Annotated in this window: 22 protein-coding genes; 18 read left to right on the forward strand and 4 right to left on the reverse strand. The window is 45.5% G+C overall.

The genetic code is table 11. The annotated features are described in order from the left end of the window. The first annotated feature begins 9 nt into the window (after positions 1-9). From AXI57_RS10420 to prpB, 4 genes are all read left to right on the forward strand, one after another. The gene (locus AXI57_RS10420) at positions 10-1143 is read left to right on the forward strand and encodes an acyl-CoA dehydrogenase (protein ID WP_061670024.1); all 1134 of its coding nucleotides are present in this window, start codon (positions 10-12) and stop codon (positions 1141-1143) included. A gap of 88 nt (positions 1144-1231) precedes the next feature. Next, positions 1232-2350 (forward strand): citrate synthase, encoded by a 1119-nt coding sequence (gene mmgD / locus AXI57_RS10425; protein WP_061670025.1) that lies wholly within the window; start codon positions 1232-1234, stop codon positions 2348-2350. Between the two features lie 43 nt (positions 2351-2393). Beyond that, a complete protein-coding gene (locus tag AXI57_RS10430) occupies positions 2394-3827 on the forward strand; it encodes a bifunctional 2-methylcitrate dehydratase/aconitate hydratase (RefSeq protein WP_061670026.1) in 1434 nt (477 codons plus the stop codon). 19 nt (positions 3828-3846) lie between these two features. Then, positions 3847-4752 carry a methylisocitrate lyase gene (gene prpB, locus AXI57_RS10435; RefSeq protein WP_061670027.1) on the forward strand — a complete coding sequence of 302 codons (906 nt, stop codon included), beginning with the start codon at positions 3847-3849 and terminating at the stop codon, positions 4750-4752. A 72-nt stretch (positions 4753-4824) separates the two neighbouring features. On the opposite strand, the gene AXI57_RS10440 is transcribed toward prpB, so the two are convergent. After that, positions 4825-5067 (reverse strand): DUF2627 domain-containing protein, encoded by a 243-nt coding sequence (locus AXI57_RS10440; RefSeq protein ID WP_003325497.1) that lies wholly within the window; start codon positions 5065-5067, stop codon positions 4825-4827. 151 nt (positions 5068-5218) lie between these two features. On the opposite strand from AXI57_RS10440, the gene AXI57_RS10445 reads away from it, so the two are divergent. The 8 genes from AXI57_RS10445 (at position 5219) to AXI57_RS10480 (ending at position 15285) form a co-directional block, all read left to right on the forward strand. Beyond that, on the forward strand, positions 5219-7297 hold the full coding sequence (locus tag AXI57_RS10445) for a sigma-54-dependent Fis family transcriptional regulator (RefSeq protein WP_003325498.1): 2079 nt from the start codon (positions 5219-5221) through the stop codon (positions 7295-7297). Between the two features lie 124 nt (positions 7298-7421). Next, positions 7422-8327, forward strand: a complete 906-nt coding sequence (yqiS, locus tag AXI57_RS10450; RefSeq protein WP_061670028.1) for a phosphate butyryltransferase — start codon at positions 7422-7424, stop codon at positions 8325-8327. 11 nt (positions 8328-8338) lie between these two features. Continuing rightward, positions 8339-9433, forward strand: coding sequence for a branched-chain amino acid dehydrogenase (gene bcd / locus AXI57_RS10455; RefSeq protein ID WP_003325501.1), 1095 nt, complete (start codon positions 8339-8341; stop codon positions 9431-9433). An 18-nt stretch (positions 9434-9451) separates the two neighbouring features. Then, positions 9452-10543, forward strand: a complete 1092-nt coding sequence (buk, locus tag AXI57_RS10460) for a butyrate kinase (RefSeq protein ID WP_080288968.1) — start codon at positions 9452-9454, stop codon at positions 10541-10543. A 25-nt stretch (positions 10544-10568) separates the two neighbouring features. Beyond that, positions 10569-11990 carry a dihydrolipoyl dehydrogenase gene (lpdA, locus tag AXI57_RS10465; RefSeq protein ID WP_061670029.1) on the forward strand — a complete coding sequence of 474 codons (1422 nt, stop codon included), beginning with the start codon at positions 10569-10571 and terminating at the stop codon, positions 11988-11990. A 14-nt stretch (positions 11991-12004) separates the two neighbouring features. Continuing rightward, positions 12005-12997 carry a thiamine pyrophosphate-dependent dehydrogenase E1 component subunit alpha gene (locus tag AXI57_RS10470; protein ID WP_003325504.1) on the forward strand — a complete coding sequence of 331 codons (993 nt, stop codon included), beginning with the start codon at positions 12005-12007 and terminating at the stop codon, positions 12995-12997. A gap of 12 nt (positions 12998-13009) precedes the next feature. After that, on the forward strand, positions 13010-13993 hold the full coding sequence (gene bfmBAB, locus AXI57_RS10475; protein WP_061670030.1) for a 3-methyl-2-oxobutanoate dehydrogenase subunit beta: 984 nt from the start codon (positions 13010-13012) through the stop codon (positions 13991-13993). A gap of 29 nt (positions 13994-14022) precedes the next feature. Then, a complete protein-coding gene (locus AXI57_RS10480; RefSeq protein ID WP_061670031.1) occupies positions 14023-15285 on the forward strand; it encodes a dihydrolipoamide acetyltransferase family protein in 1263 nt (420 codons plus the stop codon). Between the two features lie 84 nt (positions 15286-15369). Here AXI57_RS10480 and AXI57_RS10485 read toward each other — a convergent pair whose 3' ends face one another. After that, positions 15370-15747 (reverse strand): hypothetical protein, encoded by a 378-nt coding sequence (locus AXI57_RS10485; protein WP_003325507.1) that lies wholly within the window; start codon positions 15745-15747, stop codon positions 15370-15372. Between the two features lie 118 nt (positions 15748-15865). Then, positions 15866-16768, reverse strand: a complete 903-nt coding sequence (locus AXI57_RS10490) for a YegS/Rv2252/BmrU family lipid kinase (RefSeq protein WP_003325508.1) — start codon at positions 16766-16768, stop codon at positions 15866-15868. A 164-nt stretch (positions 16769-16932) separates the two neighbouring features. Between AXI57_RS10490 and brxB the strand changes: the two genes are divergently transcribed. The 6 genes from brxB to AXI57_RS10520 all read left to right on the forward strand — a co-directional run bounded on the left by brxB (position 16933) and on the right by AXI57_RS10520 (position 21457). After that, positions 16933-17370: a bacilliredoxin BrxB gene (gene brxB / locus AXI57_RS10495; RefSeq protein WP_003325509.1), complete on the forward strand. Its 438-nt coding sequence runs from the start codon at positions 16933-16935 to the stop codon at positions 17368-17370. 257 nt (positions 17371-17627) lie between these two features. Further along, positions 17628-18395, forward strand: coding sequence for an arginine ABC transporter substrate-binding protein ArtP (locus AXI57_RS10500; protein ID WP_061670032.1), 768 nt, complete (start codon positions 17628-17630; stop codon positions 18393-18395). Between the two features lie 63 nt (positions 18396-18458). Beyond that, positions 18459-19118 (forward strand): arginine ABC transporter permease ArtQ, encoded by a 660-nt coding sequence (gene artQ, locus AXI57_RS10505; RefSeq protein WP_003325511.1) that lies wholly within the window; start codon positions 18459-18461, stop codon positions 19116-19118. After that, positions 19111-19833, forward strand: a complete 723-nt coding sequence (artR, locus tag AXI57_RS10510; protein WP_061670033.1) for an arginine ABC transporter ATP-binding protein ArtM — start codon at positions 19111-19113, stop codon at positions 19831-19833. Before artQ ends, artR begins: the two co-directional genes overlap by 8 nt. Before the next feature lie 73 nt (positions 19834-19906). Then, positions 19907-20875: an aromatic acid exporter family protein gene (locus AXI57_RS10515; protein WP_061670034.1), complete on the forward strand. Its 969-nt coding sequence runs from the start codon at positions 19907-19909 to the stop codon at positions 20873-20875. A 51-nt stretch (positions 20876-20926) separates the two neighbouring features. After that, a complete protein-coding gene (locus tag AXI57_RS10520; protein ID WP_003325515.1) occupies positions 20927-21457 on the forward strand; it encodes a L,D-transpeptidase in 531 nt (176 codons plus the stop codon). 21 nt (positions 21458-21478) lie between these two features. On the opposite strand, the gene prli42 is transcribed toward AXI57_RS10520, so the two are convergent. Further along, complete coding sequence (gene prli42 / locus AXI57_RS21345; RefSeq protein WP_149917137.1) at positions 21479-21571, reverse strand: stressosome-associated protein Prli42; 93 nt, start codon at positions 21569-21571, stop codon at positions 21479-21481. Between the last annotated feature and the right edge of the window lie 53 nt (positions 21572-21624).

Here is a 21624-nt window from a genome sequence, read left to right on the forward strand (position 1 = left end):
GTGGCCGACGTGTATTTTAATGAAGAGCAAGTGATGATGCGGAAAATGGTGAGTGATTTTGCCAGAAAAGAAATAGCTCCCATTGTCGAAACGATGGAAATGACAGATGAATTTCCTTTGCAGCTGATACGGAAAATGGGTGAGTACGGTCTGATGGGCATTCCTGTTCCGGAAACATTTGGAGGAGCGGGAGCTGATATTACATCCTATATCTTAACCATTCATGAGATTTCGAAAGTCAGCGCTGCGATCGGAGTCATTTTATCTGTCCATACATCCGTCGGAACGAATCCGATCCTGTATTTCGGAACAGAAGAGCAAAAAAGAAAATATATACCCAAACTTGCATCAGGTGAATACCTCGGCGCGTTTGCCCTGACTGAGCCATACTCGGGATCAGATGCTGGCAGCATTCGTACAACGGCAGTAAAAAAGAATGGAAAATATGTATTAAACGGATCAAAAATGTTTATCACCAATGGCGGCGCGGCAGATACATATGTCACGTTTGCCCTCACAGAACCGGGAAAAGGCACAAGGGGCATTTCTGCCTTTATTGTAGAAAAAGACACGCAGGGTTTTATAATCGGGAAAAAAGAAAGAAAAATGGGTTTGCACGGTTCCAACACAACAGAATTAATCTTTGATAATGCCGAAATTCCCGCGGAAAACCTGTTAGGGCAAGAAGGTGAAGGGTTTAAAATCGCGCTTGCAAATCTTGATGTCGGACGTATCGGCATCGCGGCGCAAGGACTCGGAATCGCTGAAGCCGCTCTCGACTATTCCGTCCAATACTCAAAGCAGCGTGTGCAGTTTGGCAGACCCATCGCGTCCAATCAAGCCATTTCTTTTAAACTTGCAGATATGGCAACAAGAGCGGAGGCATCAAAACATCTTGTCTACCATGCGGCCGACCTTCATAACCGCGGTTTGAAATGCGGAAAGGAAGCATCCATGGCTAAGCAATTTGCCACGGACACGGCGATGAAAGCGGCGATAGACGCTGTTCAAATTTATGGGGGATACGGCTATACCAAGGATTATCCGGTGGAACGATTATTTCGTGACGCGAAAGTAACACAAATTTATGAAGGTACAAATGAAATTCAAAGACAAATCATCTCCAAATATATACTCCAATAATCGACCTCTAATATACTGCCAAACCTTCATGATCAACGTCAGAACAGACCATTTTGGGCTAAAAATCTGTGAAGCGAGGATGATGAAAATGGAAAACGATAAAAAATATTCACCTGGGCTTGATGGCGTCATTGCGGCTGAAACAAAAATTTCTTACCTTGATACCGAGGCGGGCCAGATATTAATTCAAGGCTATGATCTGATTGAACTCTCTAAAACAAAGAGCTACATGGAAATGGTTCATTTGCTTCTAGAGGGCTCGCTGCCGGATGAGCATGAAAAAAAATCACTTGAAACGAATGTGGAAAGCGAATGTGAGCTGCCGTCTGACATCCTCAGTATGTTTAAGCTGCTCCCTGAAAACACACACCCGATGGATGGCTTGCGAACTGGGATATCGGCCCTTGCCGGCTATGATCCCCAGATTGACGACCGCTCGCCGGAGGTAAACAAACACCGTGCTTATCAGCTTTTGGGGAAAATGCCAAACCTTGTGGCCAATAGTTATCGGATTATCCATCAAGAAGAATCTATGCAGCCTTTAAAACACTTATCCTACAGTGCGAATTTCTTATACATGATCACAGGCCGAGAGCCGAGTGAATTGGAAGAACAGATATTTGACCGCTCTCTTGTGCTGTACAGCGAGCACGAGATGCCTAACTCAACCTTCACCGCCAGAGTCATCGCTTCCACGCAGTCAGATTTATACGGCGCGTTAACGGGAGCCGTCGCTTCCTTAAAAGGAAACCTGCATGGAGGGGCGAACGAGGCTGTCATGCATATGCTTTTGCAAGCTGGAACAAAGCCGGGTTTTGAAAGACTGCTAGAACAAAAGCTGCAAAACAAAGAAAAAATAATGGGATTCGGCCATAGAGTGTATATGAAGAAAATGGACCCGAGGGCGCTCATGATGAAAGAGGCGTTACAGCAGCTATGCGACAAGGCTGGGGACGACCATCTGCACGTCATGTGTGAAGCCGGTGAAAAACTGATGCTCAGAGAAAAAGGGTTGTATCCAAATTTAGATTATTACGCGGCGCCGGTGTATTGGATGCTCGGGATTCCGATCCCTCTGTATACGCCTATCTTTTTCAGCGCCAGAACGGTCGGCTTATGCGCCCACGTCATGGAGCAGCACGCTCATAATCGCCTATTCCGCCCGCGCGTCCATTACACGGGAGCGAGGCATATAAACAGTAAGTGAACTAAAAGCAGAGATTCTGAACGTACGAAAGGAAGATGGGAGAATGTTAAAAACGAACGAAATTCATCAAATGGATAAAGTAATAGAAGAAATGACAGACTACGTTTTACATCAAGAGATTACAAGTTCAGAAGCATTTACGACAGCGGGTCATGTTCTGATTGATACGCTTGGCTGCGGTATTTTGGCATTGAATTATCCCGAATGCACAAAACTGCTCGGACCGATTGTTCCTGAAACAGTCGTTCCGAACGGAAGCAGAGTTCCCGGAACACCGTTTGTGCTTGATCCTGTCCGTGCTGCCTTTAATATCGGATGTATGATCCGCTGGCTCGATTATAACGATACGTGGCTCGCAGCAGAATGGGGGCATCCATCGGATAATTTAGGCGGAATCTTGGCGGCGGCTGATTATGTATCAAGAGTGCGGATGAGTGAAGGGAAAGAACCTTTAACCGTACGAGATGTATTAGAAATGATGATTAAAGCCCATGAAATCCAAGGCGTGCTCGCGTTAGAAAACAGCTTAAACCGTGTCGGGCTTGACCATGTCTTATTTGTAAAGGTGGCGACGGCTGCAGTCGTAACAAAGCTTTTAGGCGGGGGCCGAGAAGAAATCAATAGTGCTTTATCGCATGCGTGGATTGATAATTCCAGTTTACGCACGTATCGGCATTCACCCAACACCGGATCGCGAAAATCATGGGCGGCTGGTGACGCGACAAGCAGAGGTGTTCACTTAGCCATTATGGCGATAAAAGGGGAAATGGGTTACCCGACAGCTTTGACTGCTCCGGGCTGGGGCTTTCAGGACGTTTTATTTAATAAGAAAGAGATTAAACTCGCCCGTCCGCTTCATTCTTATGTCATGGAAAACGTGTTATTTAAAGTTTCCTATCCTGCGGAATTCCATGCGCAAACCGCGGCGGAGTGCGCTGTCATTCTCCATCCGCATGTGAAGGGCCGCCTTGATGAAATAGACCGGGTTCTCATCAATACGCACGAATCGGCAATCAGAATTATTGACAAAAAAGGCCCGCTTCACAACCCGGCAGACCGTGACCATTGTCTGCAATACATTACCGCCATTGGGTTAATCTACGGTGACATTACGGCAGATCATTATGAAGATGAAACGGCGCGTGATCCAAGAATAGACAGACTAAGAGAAAAAATGGAAGTCACCGAAAATAAGGCGTACACGGCAGACTACCTTAAACCGGATAAGCGCTCGATTTCTAACGCTGTTCAAGTTATTTTTAAAGACGGAACGAGCACTGACATGGTTGAATGTGAATATCCATTGGGCCATCGTTTCCGGAGAGAAGAAGCGGTTCCTAAACTATTAGAGAAATTTTCAGCCAATATTGAAACACATTTCTCTCAAAAACAGCAGCGAAACATTTATGAGAACTGCACGAACCACGAAAAACTGGCTGCTATGAGCGTAAACGAACTTATTGATTTATTTTTATAGGCAAAAGGAGGATTCAAACATGTCGTGGATTGTCAATCAGCAGTCAACTCAAGAGGAGCTTGCGCAGCGATTCCGTTCGCTTATGTCAGCGCCGGGCATATTGCAAATTCCCGGTGCACACGATGCGATGGCCGCTCTTATCGCAAAACAAACCGGCTTTTCCGCTATATATTTATCAGGGGCTGCCTATACGGCCAGCAGGGGGCTCCCTGATTTAGGAATTGTCACATCGTCTGAAATGGCAGAAAGGGCGAAAGATCTTGTGCGGGCCGCCGATTTGCCTCTTCTTGTGGATATTGATACAGGCTTCGGCGGTGTATTGAATGCCGCCCGCACCGCTCGTGAAATGCTGGAAGCGCGCGTGGCTGCCGTTCAAATTGAAGATCAGCAGCTCCCTAAAAAATGCGGTCATTTAAACGGCAAACAGCTTGTTTCAGCAGAAGAAATGGCGCAAAAAATAAAAGCGATCAAACAAGTCGCGCCATCACTCGTTATCGTGGCTCGTACAGATGCGCGGGCCCAAGAGGGGCTTGACGCCGCCATCAAACGATCAGCCGCATATATCGAAGCGGGCGCCGACGCGATTTTCCCGGAGGCGCTTCAATCAGAAAGTGAGTTCCGTCAATTCGGCAAGAGTATCACCGCTCCTTTGCTTGCGAATATGACTGAATTTGGAAAAACACCTTATTATCATGCGGAAGAATTTGAAGATATGGGATTTCAAATGGTGATCTATCCGGTAACATCACTTCGAACTGCCGCAAAGGCATTTGAGCGAATGTTTCGGCTGATCAAGGAACAGGGATCACAAAAAGAAGGGCTTCTGGAGATGCAAACAAGAAAAGAATTATATGATACGATTTTTTATGATGATTACGAGGACTTAGATAAATCAATCGCAAAGACGATATTAACTGAGGAATGACAGGGATAGAAAAAAGCAGAGGCCATGGAGGTCTCTGCTGAATGAGGTTCTTTCAAGCCGAAAGAACCTTTTTTACAGTTTTCTTTTTCTGAATCGCGGGCTGACCTGATTGCGTTTTCTGTCTCTGAAAAGAATAAAGCCGGCTAAAATATAAAGGCCGAACAGAAAAAAGATAAACCCTGATAAGCCTTGAAGCCAGAGGGAAGGAAACGGACGCAATAGATTGCCGAACAGCATATCCCTCATGAGCTTTATGCCGAGAGCGGAAACAGCCCCGGGGATCACTAAAATCAAAAGCGCAATGAGTCGACCCATTCAGAAAAACCCCTTTATCTTATCATTTCCTTTATTGTCCAGCGGAAAAAATATTTTGTCAAGTGAAGAAAACGTGGTAACATAGGGTTGTGCAAATTATTGCAACGGAAAAAATAGGTATGCAAATTTTTTCATACAAAGGGGTATCGGGATGCAGAAGGTGCTGATTATAGGTGCCGGCAAAGGGGGAACAGCGCTTTTACATATATTGATGAAAACAAATCTTATTCATGTAATCGCGGTTGTTGACCAAAACCCGGAGGCGGCTGGTTTAAAAGAAGCTGAGAAATACGGAATCGCCACTTCATCAGATTGGAAACCCTACATAAAAAGTGAACTTGATATCGTGATCAACACCACAGGCGATAAAGCTGTGCTGGAAGAGCTGCTCCGGGAAAAACATAAGCAGACCATTGTGATTCCGGGAAAGATGGCATATATGATGTTTCAGCTCATGGAAGAAAAGCAGCAGCTCATTCAGATGCTGAAGGATCAAACATATAAGCACGATCGGATTTTCAATTCCACCCATGACGGAATGATTTTTATTGATATCAACGAAGAAATCATTTTGTTTAACCATATGGCTGGAAAAATACTTGGAAAAAAACGTGAAGAAGTGATCGGAAGGCTTATCAAAGATGTAATTCCGAACACGAAACTGCACCGGATCTTAAAAACAAGAGAACCTGAATACAACCAAAAACAGCTTTTAGGCGATCACCTTCAAATTGTCACGACTAGACTGCCTATTATTGATGAAGGCGGCACGCTGCTCGGAGCGCTGTGTGTATTTAAAGATATAACCGACGCAGTGGAGCTTGCGGAGGAAGTGACAAATTTAAAAGAAGTCCGCACGATGCTGGAGGCAATCTTTCAATCCTCGGACGAAGCCATTTCCGTCGTCGATGAGAATGGGACAGGTCTCTTAATTAATAAAGCCTACACAAAAATGACCGGTCTTTCTGAAAAGGAAGTGATCGGAAAACCCGCGAATACGGACATTTCCGAAGGGGAGAGCATGCATTTGAAGGTGCTTGAAACAAGAAGGCCGGTGCGGGGCGTCAGAATGAAAGTCGGCCCCAACGAAAAGGATGTCATCGTCAATGTAGCGCCGGTTATTGTGGACGGAATTTTAAAAGGCAGTGTCGGTGTCATTCATGATGTATCGGAAATCAAAATGCTGACGGCTGAACTCAACCGGGCAAGACAAATTATCCGCACGCTGGAAGCGAAATACTCGTTTGACGATATCATCGGAAAAAGTGAACAAATGCTGGTCGCGCTCGAACAAGCCAAGCTTGGGGCGAAAACGCCGGCAACGATTTTACTGCGGGGGGAATCAGGCACGGGAAAAGAGTTGTTTGCCCACGCCATTCATAATGACAGCGATCGGAAATACAACAAATTTATTCGGGTGAACTGCGCGGCGCTTTCAGAAACCCTGCTTGAATCTGAATTGTTCGGGTATGAAGACGGTGCTTTTTCGGGAGCGAAGCGAGGCGGGAAAAAAGGGCTGTTTGAAGAAGCGAATAACGGCAGTATTTTTCTGGATGAAATAGGAGAGCTGACGCAAAACACGCAGGCCAAATTGCTCCGCGTCTTGCAAGAAAAAGAAATCGTCAGAGTCGGCGGGACAAAGGCGATTCCCGTCAATGTCAGGATTATCGCGGCGACGAATGTAAATATTGAGAAAGCGATGGCTGACGGCAAATTTCGTGAAGACCTTTATTACCGAATCAATCGCTATCCCATCTCTATTCCGCCGCTTAGGCAAAGAATGGAGGATATAGAGGAATTAAGCGTACGCCTTATTTCAAAAATCAATCAAGATTACGGCCGCAATGTAAAGGGGCTGACTGCAAATGCCTTGCGCGCTCTTTCTTCCTATCATTGGCCGGGAAATGTGCGTGAGCTTGAAAATGTTCTCGGCAGAGCGATGATATTTTTGAATCCTCATATGGAATACATTGAAAAAGATCATTTGCGTGTGTTCGAAACGGAGAAAAAAGCAAGCGGAACCGATCAGGCAGCAGGCGTTCCATTCCCTGACATTGAGGGGGAAAAACTTTCCTCAGCAGTTGAAAAGTTTGAAGCGCACGTGATTCAGCAAACGCTGGAAAAACATCGCTATAACCGGACGAAAACAGCAAAAGCCCTTGGCGTCAGTATTCGGAATTTATATTACAAAATGGACAAATACGGTCTTGCAAATGATGGCATGCAATAACATGCAGACAAAACGCAATCAGCTGCACGATGTGCTTTTCAGCTTAGAAAGACACCGGCTTTTCAAAGATGGCACAAAACTTGCATGATATAAACCTGACACGGAGCAGGAAAGGTGGTAACTGATGAAGCTGAAAGATTTGGTTGAAAAAGCATCGCTGCACAAAAACAAAACAATTGCAGTAGCTCATGCAGAGGATCCAGAAGTGATGCAAGCTGTGAAACTTGCGGCAGAGCACCTGTCATCCAGATTTTTACTTGTGGGTGACGGTGAAAAACTGAAAGATCTCATTACATCTCATAATATATCAAGTCACCATATTGATATTATCCATGCTGATACTCCCGAAGAATCAGCGAGAATCGCGGTGAAGTCTGTGAGCAGCCGGCACGCAGACGTGTTAATGAAAGGGAATTTGCCGACATCGGTACTGCTGAAGGCAGTGCTGAATAGACAGGACGGACTCAGGTCTTCGCATGTTCTTTCCCATGTGGCGGCTTTTGAAATTCCGGGCTTTGACAGACTGATTTATGTGACAGATTCAGCTATGAATATTGCGCCGTCTTTGGAGGAGCTTCGGCAGATTCTGCTCAATGCCGTTCATGTCGCACGTGCGGTAGGGAACAATAATCCGAAAGCGGCAGCTCTTGCCGCTGTTGAAACCGTCAACCCGAAAATGGAGGCGACGCTTCATGCGGCCAGTTTGGCTCAAATGTGCAAACGCGGACAAATCAAAGGCTGTGTTGTAGATGGTCCGTTTGCTTTGGATAACGCTGTCTCTGAACTTGCGGCGGCTCATAAAAACATTACTGGAGATGTGGCGGGCCGCTCGGATATTCTCCTGGTTCCCTCGATTGAAGCGGGCAACATTTTATATAAGTCGCTGATTTATTTTGCAAAAGCAAAGGTAGGCGCCGCCATTATCGGTGCGAAGGCGCCAATTGCTTTAACCAGCAGAGCAGATTCTGCGGAAAATAAACTGTATTCCCTTGCGCTCGCGTTATGCGCATCACAGGAACACAAACTTTAGGAGGAAATGATATGGAACTTTTCAAATATATGGAGCAATACGATTATGAACAATTGGTGTTTTGCCAAGATGAGCAGTCCGGATTAAAAGCAATCATCGCTATCCATGATACAACACTGGGCCCTGCGCTCGGGGGAACAAGAATGTGGACGTATGAGAATGAAGAAGCGGCTATAGAAGATGCGCTCAGACTGGCCAGAGGCATGACATATAAAAATGCGGCAGCCGGCTTAAATCTCGGAGGCGGTAAAACAGTCATTATCGGGGACCCGCGCAAAGACAAAAATGAAGAAATGTTCCGTGCGTTCGGCCGCTATATACAAGGGCTGAACGGCAGATATATCACGGCTGAGGATGTCGGCACAACGGTTGAAGATATGGATATCATCCATGATGAAACAGACTTTGTCACAGGGATTTCCCCAGCATTCGGTTCATCAGGCAACCCGTCCCCGGTGACTGCTTACGGCGTGTATAAGGGGATGAAAGCCGCTGCAAAAGCAGCGTTCGGCACTGACTCGCTTGAAGGCAAAACTATCGCAGTTCAAGGGGTCGGAAATGTCGCGTATAATCTTTGCCGCCATCTTCATGAAGAAGGGGCAAATTTAATTGTGACGGATATTAATAAACAATCGGTAGAACGTGCTGTTGCTGATTTTGGCGCACGCGCTGTTGATCCCGACGATATCTATTCCCAAGACTGTGATATTTATGCACCGTGTGCCCTTGGAGCGACAATCAATGACAGCACGATTAAACAGCTGAAAGCAAAAGTCATTGCAGGCGCAGCGAATAATCAGCTGAAGGAAGCGCGCCACGGCGACCAAATTCACGAAATGGGCATCGTTTACGCGCCGGATTACGTAATTAACGCTGGCGGCGTCATCAACGTAGCTGATGAGCTTTACGGATATAATGCGGACCGTGCGATGAAGAAGGTAGAAGGAATTTACGGAAACATCGAACGTGTTCTGGATATTTCAACACGTGACGGCATTCCTTCTTATTTGGCGGCAGACCGTTTGGCTGAAGAGAGAATTGCACGGATGCGCCGGTCCAGAAGCCAGTTTCTTCAAAACGGACATCATATATTAAGCAGACGCTAAGATATTCATCTGGAGGTTTTGAAGGTGCTAAATAATGAAAAACGCATTCTCATTTTAAATCCAGGCTCAACATCCACGAAAATCGGTGTTTTTCATAATGAACGATGTATTTTTGAAGTGACACTGAGGCACAACGCAGAAGAGCTTCAACGCTTTCACAGCATCATTGATCAATATGGATTTCGGAAGCGCCATATATTGGAGTCTCTTCATGAACAGGGCATCAATATCTCAAAGTTTGATGCCGTTTGTGCAAGGGGCGGCCTCCTTCGGCCGATAGAAGGCGGTACATATGAAGTGAATGATGTGATGATTGAAGATTTGAAAAGCGGATATGCCGGCCAGCATGCGTCAAATCTTGGCGGGATCATTGCCAGAGAAATTGCAGATGGGTTAAATATCCCATCCTATATTGTAGATCCCGTTGTGGTGGATGAAATGTCAGCACTCGCCAAAATTTCAGGTATGCCTGAAATCGAACGCAAAAGCATTTTTCATGCCTTGAACCAAAAAGCGGTCGCCCGGCAAGCGGCGGCATCTCTCGGAAAACGTTATGAAAACATGAAAATGATCGTTACGCATATGGGCGGCGGCATAACAGTCGGCGTCCATGACCGGGGGAAGGTGGCCGATGTCAATAACGGACTCCACGGAGAAGGCCCCTTCAGTCCTGAACGTGCCGGTACAGTGCCGGCGGGGGACCTTGTAGATCTTTGTTTCTCGGGGAAGTATACGAGAGAGGATATTATGAAGAAACTGGTAGGTACCGGCGGGCTTTTAGGATATCTTGATACAACTGATGCAGTCAGAGTTGAAAACATGATTCAGAGCGGCGACGAAAAAGCGCGCTTAATTTATAACGCGATGGCGTATCAGGTGGCAAAAGAGATCGGAGCCGCAAGCGCCGTGTTAAAAGGTGAAGTTGAAGTGATCGTACTGACGGGAGGCTTGGCTTACGGAAAAAGCTTTGTTTCCAGTATCAGGTCATACATAGATTGGATATCTGACGTATTGGTGTATCCGGGAGAAAACGAGCTCCAGTCATTGGCGCAAGGAGCGCTTAGGGTTTTGCTTGGTGAAGAACAATCGAAACGATATCCGAATGAATAAGTTTTAAAAAAAAGGAGTGTGTCACATGGCGACAGAGTATGATGTAGTCATTCTCGGAGGCGGAACAGGCGGTTATGTTGCCGCGATCAGAGCGGCGCAGCTTGGCTTGAAAACAGCCGTGGTGGAAAAGGAAAAACTCGGCGGAACATGCCTTCATAAAGGCTGCATACCGAGTAAAGCCCTGTTAAGAAGCGCAGAGGTTTACAAAACGTCCCGCGAAGCGGCTCAATTTGGGGTTGAAACATCGGATGTTTCTCTTAATTTTGAAAAGGTGCAGCACCGCAAGCAAGAGATTGTAGATAAGCTGGCAAGCGGCGTCCAACATCTCATGAAAAAAGGGAAAATAGATGTATACGAAGGGTACGGGCGTATTCTGGGCCCTTCCATCTTCTCGCCGATGCCGGGAACGATTTCTGTGGAGCGGAACAACGGTGAAGACAATGATATGCTCATCCCGAAACATGTCATTATCGCAACGGGCTCAAGGCCGAGGATGCTTCCTGGGCTGGAAGCGGACGGAAAGTATATTCTGACCTCTGACGAAGCGCTTCAATTGAAAGAGCTTCCGGAATCTATCATTATTGTCGGCGGCGGCGTCATCGGCATCGAATGGGCATCAATGCTTCACGATTTTGGAGTGAAGGTGACTGTTATCGAATATGCTGATCGAATATTGCCGACAGAGGACAAAGATATTTCCAAAGAAATGCAAAACCTGCTTGCGAAAAAAGGAATTGAGATTGTAACAGGTTCGAAAGTGCTGACTGATTCCTTTACAAAAACAGACGGAGTCAGTATCCAAGCGGAAAAAGACGGCGAAACCGTAACATACAGCGCTGAAAAAATGCTTATATCCGTCGGCAGACAGGCGAACGTCGAGGGAATCGGCCTTGAAAATACCGACATCGTGACAGAAAACGGAGTCATTTCCGTCAACGATACGTATCAAACAAAAGAATCACATATCTATGCGATCGGTGATGTAATCGGAGGGCTTCAGCTTGCCCATGTCGCATCCCGTGAAGGTATCATCGCCGCCGAGCATATCGCTGGATTAGAGCCGCTTCCGCTTAATCCTGCATTTGTGCCAAAGTGCATCTATTCAAACCCGGAAGCTGCAAGTGTAGGACTGACAGAGGAAGAAGCAAAACAGAACGGTTATCAGACCAAAATAGGGAAGTTTCCGTTTATGGCGATAGGCAAGGCCCTGGTTCACGGAGAAACTGACGGGTTCGTCAAAATCGTCGCCGACGCTGATACCGATGATATTCTCGGGGTACATATGATCGGTCCGCATGTGACTGATATGATTTCTGAAGCTGGGCTCGCCAAGGTGCTTGACGCCTCTCCGTGGGAAATCGGCCATACGATTCACCCGCATCCATCGCTTTCGGAAGCGATCGGAGAAGCTGCTCTCGCTGCAGACGGCAAAGCCATTCATTTTTAAAGGAGGCAACTTGAATGAGTAAAAATCGGCACACAGCATTAGGACTTTCAGATAATGAAGCCATTGATATATATAGAACCATGCTGTTAGCAAGAAAGATTGACGAAAGAATGTGGCTGTTAAACCGCTCGGGGAAAATTCCGTTTGTCATTTCATGCCAAGGACAGGAAGCGGCTCAGGTCGGAGCGGCATTTGCGCTTGATAGAGACAACGATTATATTTTACCGTATTACAGAGATTTGGGAGTCGTCTTAACATTTGGTATGACAGCCACGGATTTAATGATGTCCGGATTTGCCAAAGAGGCTGATCCGAATTCCGCCGGGCGGCAAATGCCGGGTCACTTCGGACAGAAGAAAAATCGGATTGTAACCGGTTCTTCACCGGTTACAACGCAGGTCCCGCATGCGGTCGGTATCGCTCTTGCAGGACGCATGGAGAAAAAAGACATCACCGCTTTCGTCACATTTGGAGAAGGATCTTCCAACCAAGGCGATTTTCATGAAGGGGCCAACTTCGCAGCGGTCCATAAGCTGCCGGTGATCTTTATGTGTGAAAACAATAAATATGCCATTTCTGTTCCGTATAATAAACAGGTTGCGTGCGAGAAGATTTCAGATCGCGCCATCGGATACGGCATGCCGGGAGTCACGGTAGACGGCAATGATCCGCTGACTGTGTATCAAGCTGTAAAAGAAGCAAGAGAGCGGGCTCGCAGAGGGGAAGGACCGACGCTGATCGAAACCGTCTCTGACCGCCTCACACCCCATTCCAGCGACGACGATGACATGAGCTACAGAACCAAGGAAGAAGTCACAGAAGCACGAAAAAATGATCCGCTTCTCAATTACCAAGCCTATTTACAAGAAACTGGGCTGCTCACAGAAGAAATGGAGACAAAAATGCTTGAAGAAATCATGACGATCGTTAATCAAGCGACAGACGAAGCGGAGAAAGCGCCTTACGCAGCTCCAGAGTCCACGCTCGATAACGTTTATGCGGAGTAAGGGGGAATTAAAATGCCTGTAATGTCTTATATAGATGCCGTCAATTTGGCAATGAAAGAAGAAATGGAAAGAGATTCAAAGGTCTTCGTGCTCGGTGAAGACGTAGGAAAAAAAGGCGGCGTGTTCAAAGCTACGGCCGGCCTGTACGACCAATTTGGCAGTGAGCGTGTGATGGATACGCCGCTTGCTGAGTCAGCCATCGCCGGCGTAGGGATCGGAGCTGCCATGTATGGCATGCGCCCGATCGCAGAAATGCAGTTTGCCGATTTTATCATGCCGGCGGTCAACCAAATTATTTCTGAAGCGGCTAAAATCCGTTATCGCACAAACAACGATTGGAATTGTCCCATCGTCATCAGAGCCCCTTACGGAGGCGGTGTGCATGGCGCGCTTTATCACTCTCAGTCGGTAGAAGCCGTTTTTGCGAACCAGCCTGGGCTTAAAATCGTTATGCCTTCCACTCCGTATGATGTGAAGGGCCTTTTAAAAGCTGCCATTCGTGATGAAGATCCCGTGCTGTTTTTCGAACATAAGCGGGCGTACCGTCTTATAAAGGGAGAGGTTCCTGCGGAGGATTATACATTGCCGATTGGCAAGGCCGATGTAAAACGCGAAGGTGACGATATCACGGTTATCACCTACGGTTTGTGCGTGCATTTTGCTTTACAGGCTGCAGAGCGTCTCGAGAAGGATGGCATATCCGCACATGTCGTGGACTTGCGAACCGTTTACCCATTGGATAAACAAGCGATTATTGAAGCCGCGTCAAAAACGGGGAAGGTCCTTTTGGTTACGGAAGATAACAAAGAGGGCAGCATCATGAGCGAAGTGGCAGCGATTATTTCCGAGAACTGCCTGTTTGACTTGGATGCGCCGATCAAACGGCTTGCGGGCCCGGACGTTCCGGCCATGCCGTATGCCCCGACAATGGAAAAATACTTTATGATGAACCCGGATAAAGTAGAAGCGGCAATGCGTGAATTGGCGGAGTTTTAAACAGACGTAAGGATAAGGAGGTCATGATCATGGCGATACAACAAATGACAATGCCGCAGCTCGGTGAAAGCGTGACGGAGGGAACAATCAGCAAGTGGCTTGTTTCTTCCGGAGATAAAGTGAATAAATACGACCCGATTGCGGAAGTCATGACAGATAAAGTAAATGCAGAGGTCCCATCCTCTTTTACCGGCACAATCACAGAGCTGGTGGGGGAAGAAGGGCAGACGCTGCAAATCGGTGAAGTGATCTGCAAGATAGAAACAGAAGAAACGCTAAATGCAGAAGAAACACCTGAAAAGCAGGAAGACTCAGCACCTAAAGAAACCGAAGCGGCTGACAGCCCTGCGGCTAATAACCAATCAAGTAAAAAACGTTACTCACCTGCCGTTCTTCGCCTTGCCGGAGAGCACGGCATCAATTTGGAACAAGTCACTGGAACAGGCGCGGGCGGCAGAATCACGAGAAAAGATATTCAGCGTATCGTGGACTCCGGCGTGCAGCAGCAAACAAACACGCCAGAGCCTCAAACAGCTGAAGCGGCACCGCAGCAGGCAGAAAAAAAGCAGCCGTCGCAGCCGGCGTCTGCAGCAGGAGATATAGAAATCCCGGTTACAGGTGTCAGAAAAGCGATTGCTTCTAATATGCAAAGAAGCAAAACTGAAATTCCGCATGCTTGGACAATGATGGAAGTGGATGTCACAAGTATGGTGTCATACCGAAACAGCATCAAGGACGCATTTAAGCAAAAAGAAGGCTTCAATCTGACCTTTTTCGCCTTTTTCGTAAAAGCGGTCGCTCAAGCGTTAAAAGAATTCCCGCAGATGAACAGCATGTGGGCGGGTGACAAGATCATTCAGAAAAAAGATATCAATATCTCAATAGCAGTCGCTACAGAGGATTCGTTATTTGTCCCTGTCATTAAGCATGCCGACGAGAAGACAATCAAAGGAATTGCGAGAGAGATATCTGACCTTGCGAAAAAAGTGAAAGTCGGCAAACTCACAGCAGACGACATGCAGGGAGGAACATTTACCGTCAACAATACGGGGTCATTCGGTTCTGTCCAATCCATGGGCATTATCAACCACCCGCAGGCTGCGATTCTTCAAGTAGAATCCATCGTCAAACGCCCGGTTGTCATGGAGCATGGTATGATTGCGGTCAGAGATATGGTCAATCTGTGTCTGTCTCTGGACCATAGAGTGCTTGATGGACTCGTTTGCGGCCGATTCCTCGGACGAGTGAAGCAAATACTAGAAACCATTGACGAAAAGACATCGGTTTATTAAGAAAGTTGGTCTCCTTTTGCCAAGGCAAAAGGAGATTTTTTAATGGATAAAAAAATGCACTCAGCCAGTGAGTGCATTTCGTCTTTAGTGGCAGCTGAAAGAAGAGACTTCATCAAGGTCTATTCCAAAGTATTGCCATCTATATTGGCGCGGTCTCCAGCGGTAGCCCGCGATGGAGCGGCGGCCGACAAACACCGGATAAAACCAAAATCTTCTGCCGTTTTCTAAGCGGATGTAAGTGAAACGGTATAAGCAGCCTCTGATTCCGCCGGGGTCTATTGCATATGTTGATTGCTGCGGAACATAACTGGGAGGAGGCCCAGATGGCGGCTGTCCGAACTGTCCTTGCTGGCCCTGCCCCTGTCCGCCAAATCCGGGAGGTGCTGGTAAAGTCGGCTGCCGATACGGATCGTACCCATAAGAATCATACGCATAAGGATCATAGTAATAATAAGGAAACATGAAAAAACTCCTTTCATGATACGTTCTGCTTTATATTATGAAAGGAGCAGGGAATTGGGAACTTGCCTATATCGATCCAAACAAAAAACCCAAGCCCGCAAAGCTCAGGTGAAATAGCTTACGCTTCAGTTTCTTCTTGCGGAATCAGCATTTCAATATGCTGCTTGAGCACTTCAATGACGCCGGGTGTATGGGTATACACCTCACCATCTGTATCAACCTTCATCTCACTTTCGGTTTCAATCTTTACCTTCGATGCCTGAATGTAAGACAGCTCTCCGGCAAAATTCTCAAAAGTGCCCTGTTCCATATTCATCAGTTCGCGTAAAGCGGTAAGGTTTGTGCTGCGGCAAATGAGGATATCGGCTAAACCGTCAGTGATGCTGGCGTCTGGAAGCGGAATACGGTTTGTGCCGATATATTGTCCGTTCATCACCAGCAGCATAACAGCTTCATCCTCCCGCTCTTCTCCGTCAATGTTCAGTTTTACAGGGAAGGGCTGTGCTGATGACACCGTCCGCAATGCGCTTGTAAAATAGCTGATCTTCCCAAAAAGCGCTTTTTCTGTTTCATTTATATTATTTGATGTTTCTGTAATAAGACCGATTCCCCAAAAATTCAAAAAGAAGCGGTCATTCATTTTACACACATCAACGCTGATTTTTTTCCCTGACACAAGCGCTTCTGCTGCCTTTTGAAGGTTTTGGGGGATGCCGAGTTCTCTCGAAAAATCATTGCACGTGCCTCCGGGCAAAATCCCTACTGCAGGTTTTTTATCGAGCGCCGCAATTCCGTTTATACATTCATGGACAGTGCCGTCTCCGCCGAGAACAAATAATATGTCGATCGTATCATCTAACGTTTTGCAAAATTGGTAGGCATCATCTTTTCTCCTCGTCGGCTTGATGATTAATTCATCTATAGATTGAGATAAAATAGGGACGACGGAGCCAAGCGTTTTTTCTGTATTTTTTTTGCCTGCATTCCCGTTATAGATTAATAAAGCTTTTTGATAACTCATACAAATGCTCCTTCCTTATCATATTTTTCCCGTTTTTATCTAAGGATAAACTAATGATACCAGGCTTCCGCTTAAAAAAGTATTCGAAATAAGCAATGTTATTTGCCGATATGGTGATTTCCTTGCTATCATAAGAACAGATGATGAAAAAGGAGAGGTCTTCATTGAATATGGATTTTAATTTGTTTATGAACGATGTAGTGCGTCAGGCCAGACAGGAAATCACTGCGGCCGGATATACAGAACTGAAAACGGCTGAAGAAGTAGACGAAGCGCTTGCCAAAAAAGGAACGACGCTTGTGATGGTAAACTCCGTATGCGGATGTGCCGGCGGAATCGCAAGACCGGCCGCTTATCATTCCGTCCATTATGATAAGAGACCTGACCAACTTGTCACTGTTTTTGCCGGACAAGATAAAGAGGCTACAGCAAAAGCAAGAGAATATTTTGAAGGCTATCCGCCATCTTCACCTTCTTTTGCGATTTTAAAAGACGGCAAAATTCAAAAAATGGTAGAACGTCATGAAATTGAAGGCCATGAACCAATGGCTGTTGTCAACAAACTCCAAGAAGCCTTTGAAGAATATTGCGAGGAAGTATAAGAAAAGAAACCCGTCAGCGCTGTCAGCTGCGGGTTTTTTTGTGCATAATTTTGGCATCTATAATGAATAAATATTAATACTTGATCAGTCTTCGGCGCTCTGTTTATCAGTAGAAACGAATAGATAAACTATGATAGAAAAGGCATATAAGATAATTTTTAAAAATAGTATTGCATAAAAATAAGAAAGTGTTTAAAATACATATTAACGAATAAATATTCAAATGTGAAAGAAGTAATGATATGGGGGAAACAATCATGAAAAAATGGCTCTTATTGCTTGTTGCTGCTTGTATTACATTTGCACTGTCAGCTTGCGGATCAAGCAGTTCTGGTTCAGCAGACGGCAAGAAAAAAATAATTATGGGTACATCGGCGGATTATAAACCGTTTGAATATAAAGATGGTGATAATATCGTCGGCTTTGATGTTGATTTGGCAAAGGCGCTTGCTAAGAAAGCAGGCTACGAAATTGAAGTGCAGGATATGGATTTTAATAGTTTAATAACAGCGCTTAAATCAAAGCAGATTGATATGGTGCTTTCAGGAATGACACCGACACCTGAACGAAAAAAACAAGTCGACTTTTCTGATATTTATTACACGGCGCATCACATGATCGTCAGCAAAAAAGACAGCGGCATCGACTCGCTTAGCGACCTGAAATGGAAAACAGTCGGAGTTCAGCTGGGCTCAATTCAGGAAGAGAAGGGTAAGAAGCTTTCTCCGGATTATGATTTTAAAACAGAAGACCGCAACAGAATCTCTGATTTGGTCCAAGAGATCAAATCCGGCCGTTTTGACGCAGCCATTATTGAAGACATGGTGGCAGAGGGCTACTTCAATTCAAACGAAGACTTACAAGGCTTTACGATTCCGGATGCAAAAGCAGAGGAAGCCGGTTCAGCCATTGCGTTCAGAAAAGACAGCGACCTCACTGACAAGTTCAACAAAGCGCTTAAAGAAATGAAAGATAATGGCGAGCTCGATAAATTGAAGAAAAAGTGGTTCAGCAACGAGAAATAAAAAGGCGGCTCAACTTTTCGTTGAGCCTTTTTAGCGAATAGGAACTTAAAGGAGACAAAAACTATGAATTTGGATTTCTCGGCAACAATCCCCCAAATTCCTTTTATATTAGAAGGTTTAGGAATTACTCTCAAAATTGTAGTGGTTTCAGCGGTCATCGGACTTATTTTAGGAATTGTGCTAAGCTTATGTAAAATCAGCACGTTTCGTCCGCTGATTTGGATCGCTGATTTTTATACTTCCGTATTTCGCGGGACACCGCTCGTCCTGCAGCTGATGATTGTGTATTTTGGACTTCCTCAGCTTCTCGGATTTCAAATTGACCAATTTTGGGCGGCAGTTGCAGCATTGTCTCTGAACTCCGCTGCGTATGTATCGGAAATCATCAGAGCGGGCATCAACGCGATAGATAAAGGGCAAAAGGAAGCGGCAGTCGCCCTCGGAGTGCCTTACAGCAAAATGATGAAGGACTTGCTTTTGCCTCAGGCGTTCAAAAACATTTCTCCCGCGATCGTCAACGAATTAATTACGCTGACAAAAGAATCAGCGATTGTCACGGTGATCGGCCTCGGCGATATCATGAGACGGGCGTATCAGGCAGGAGCGGCCACTTACAATTATCTTGAGCCGCTGATCATCGCAGGATTGATTTATTATGTGCTTGTCCTTATTTTAACATTTGTTGGTAAGGCTATAGAAAGGAAGCTGAAAGCCAATGATTAAGATTGAAAAGCTGTCAAAATCATTCGGGAAAAACGAAGTGCTAAAGAATATTTCAACAACAATAGGCGAAGGTGAAGTCGTCGCGGTCATCGGGCCTTCAGGATCAGGCAAATCAACTTTCCTCCGCTGTTTAAATCTTTTGGAAAAACCAAATGGCGGCACAATTATGATCAAAGACAACGAAATCACCAAACCGAAAACAAATACACTGAAGGTGCGGGAAAATATCGGGATGGTTTTTCAGCATTTTCATCTGTTTCCTCATAAAACAGTGCTCGAAAATATTATGTATGCACCTGTGAATGTGAAAAAAGAGTCCAAACAGGCGGCTCAGGAGAAAGCCGAAGAACTTCTGCGTAAAGTCGGCTTGTTTGATAAAAGAAACGACTATCCGAACCGCTTGTCAGGCGGGCAAAAACAGCGTGTCGCCATCGCACGTGCCTTGGCGATGAACCCGGACATCATGCTGTTTGACGAGCCGACCTCAGCGCTTGATCCTGAGATGGTGAAAGAGGTGCTGCAAGTGATGAAAGAGCTGGTCGAAACAGGAATGACAATGGTCATCGTCACACATGAAATGGGCTTTGCGAAAGAAGTTGCAGACCGCGTGTTATTTATGGATGAAGGAATGATTGTGGAGGACGGAAATCCGAAAGAATTTTTTCTTTCCCCAAAATCCAGAAGAGCGCAGGACTTTTTGGAGAAAATATTATAAAATAAAGTGAAAAAGAAGAAGGCATGATCTTCTTCTTTTTTGATTTCAAAGTAACGAAAGAATGGAGTTCGCAATGTTTAAAATTGGTTATCGCACCCTAAAGACGGCACTTGGAACTGCTTTGGCCATCTATTTGGCTCAGCTTTTACATTTGCAAAACTTCGCATCAGCAGGAATCATCACCATATTGTGCATACAAATCACGCAAAAACGGTCACTGCAGGCGTCTTGGGCCCGTTTTGCGGCCTGCTGTTTGGCTATTCTCTTTTCATGTCTTTTTTTCGAGCTGATCGGCTATCATCCGTTTGTCATCGGAGCGCTTCTGCTGCTCTTTATTCCGACGACTGTTGTGCTGAAAATCAATGAAGGCATCGTCACAAGTTCAGTTATCATTCTGCACTTATACATGTCAGGAGGCATAACGTTTGGTTTTGTCTGGAATGAAGTTCAGTTAATTACGATCGGTATCGGTGTGGCTCTTTTAATGAACCTGTATATGCCGAGTCTTGAAAGGAAGCTTTTGGCCTACCAAAAGAAAATTGAGGACAACTTTGCCGTTATCTTTGCTGAAATAGAACGTTACTTGTTAACCGGTGAGCAAGACTGGACGGGAAAAGAAATACCTGAAACCCACCAGTTGATACATGAGGCGAAAAACCTCGCATATCGTGATGTGCAAAACTATATCTTACGCCATGAAAATCTTTATTATCATTACTTTAAAATGCGGGAAAAGCAATTTGAAATTATAGAACGCCTGCTGCCGAAAATCACTTCTATATCCATAACGGTGGAGCAGGGGAAAATCATCGCTGCGTTTATTCAGGATTTACGAGAAGCCATCCATCCCGGAAATACGGCTCATAAGTTTTTAAAGAGACTTTGTGAAATGAGAAAAGAATTCGAGGAAATGCCGCTGCCGGTTTCAAGAGAAGAATTTGAAGCAAGGGCCGCATTATTTCATTTGCTTGGCGAAATGGAGCAATATTTGGTCATTAAAAGCTACTTTAAAGGAATAAAACCTCAAAAATCACTCGGATAATTCGCATGAGCTCCTCCTTCATTGGTCAACCTAATGAAAAAGGAGGAGCTTATGCGCTTTTTTTTATGTTCGATCCTGCTGATGCTGTCCCCGCTTTGGCCGCTGGGTGAAAATCCGCTTCCTGGAGATCCTTATGTCATTATTAATAAAGCGTCAAATCAGCTTGCTTATATTGTGGATAACCAAGTTGAAGGCATCTATCAAGTAGCAACCGGGAAAACAGATGATCTCACGCCTGAAGGAGAATTCTCCATTACGGTGAAGGCGGCAAATCCTTATTACCGAAAGAAAAATATTGAAGGCGGAGCTCCTGAAAATCCGCTTGGCGCAAGGTGGATCGGTTTTGACGCGGAAGGAACTGACGGAAGAATATATGGGATACATGGAACAAACCGTGACGAATTGATCGGTGAATTTGTCTCAAACGGCTGTATAAGAATGCATAATCAAGAGGTCATTCATTTATTCGATAGCATTCCCTTAGGTACGAAAGTGTTGATTACGAAGGACAGCCGTTCTTTTGAGGATATAGCCATAGAGCACAAAGCCCTGACAAAAAAGCAGGATGTTCCCGTTCAATAAGGCCGCCTGCTTTTTTAATCACTATAAAAACATCATGACTCCTGAGAGCACTGTAGACAGGATAAAAACTCCCAAAATCACGATTAAGACACTTTTCATTAGTTTTTGGGACATAATTTCACTCCTTAGTTATGCTGTCTATTATTTTAACGTGTTTTGAACTGGCG

Source organism: Bacillus atrophaeus (assembly GCF_001584335.1).
Classification (GTDB): domain Bacteria; phylum Bacillota; class Bacilli; order Bacillales; family Bacillaceae; genus Bacillus; species Bacillus atrophaeus.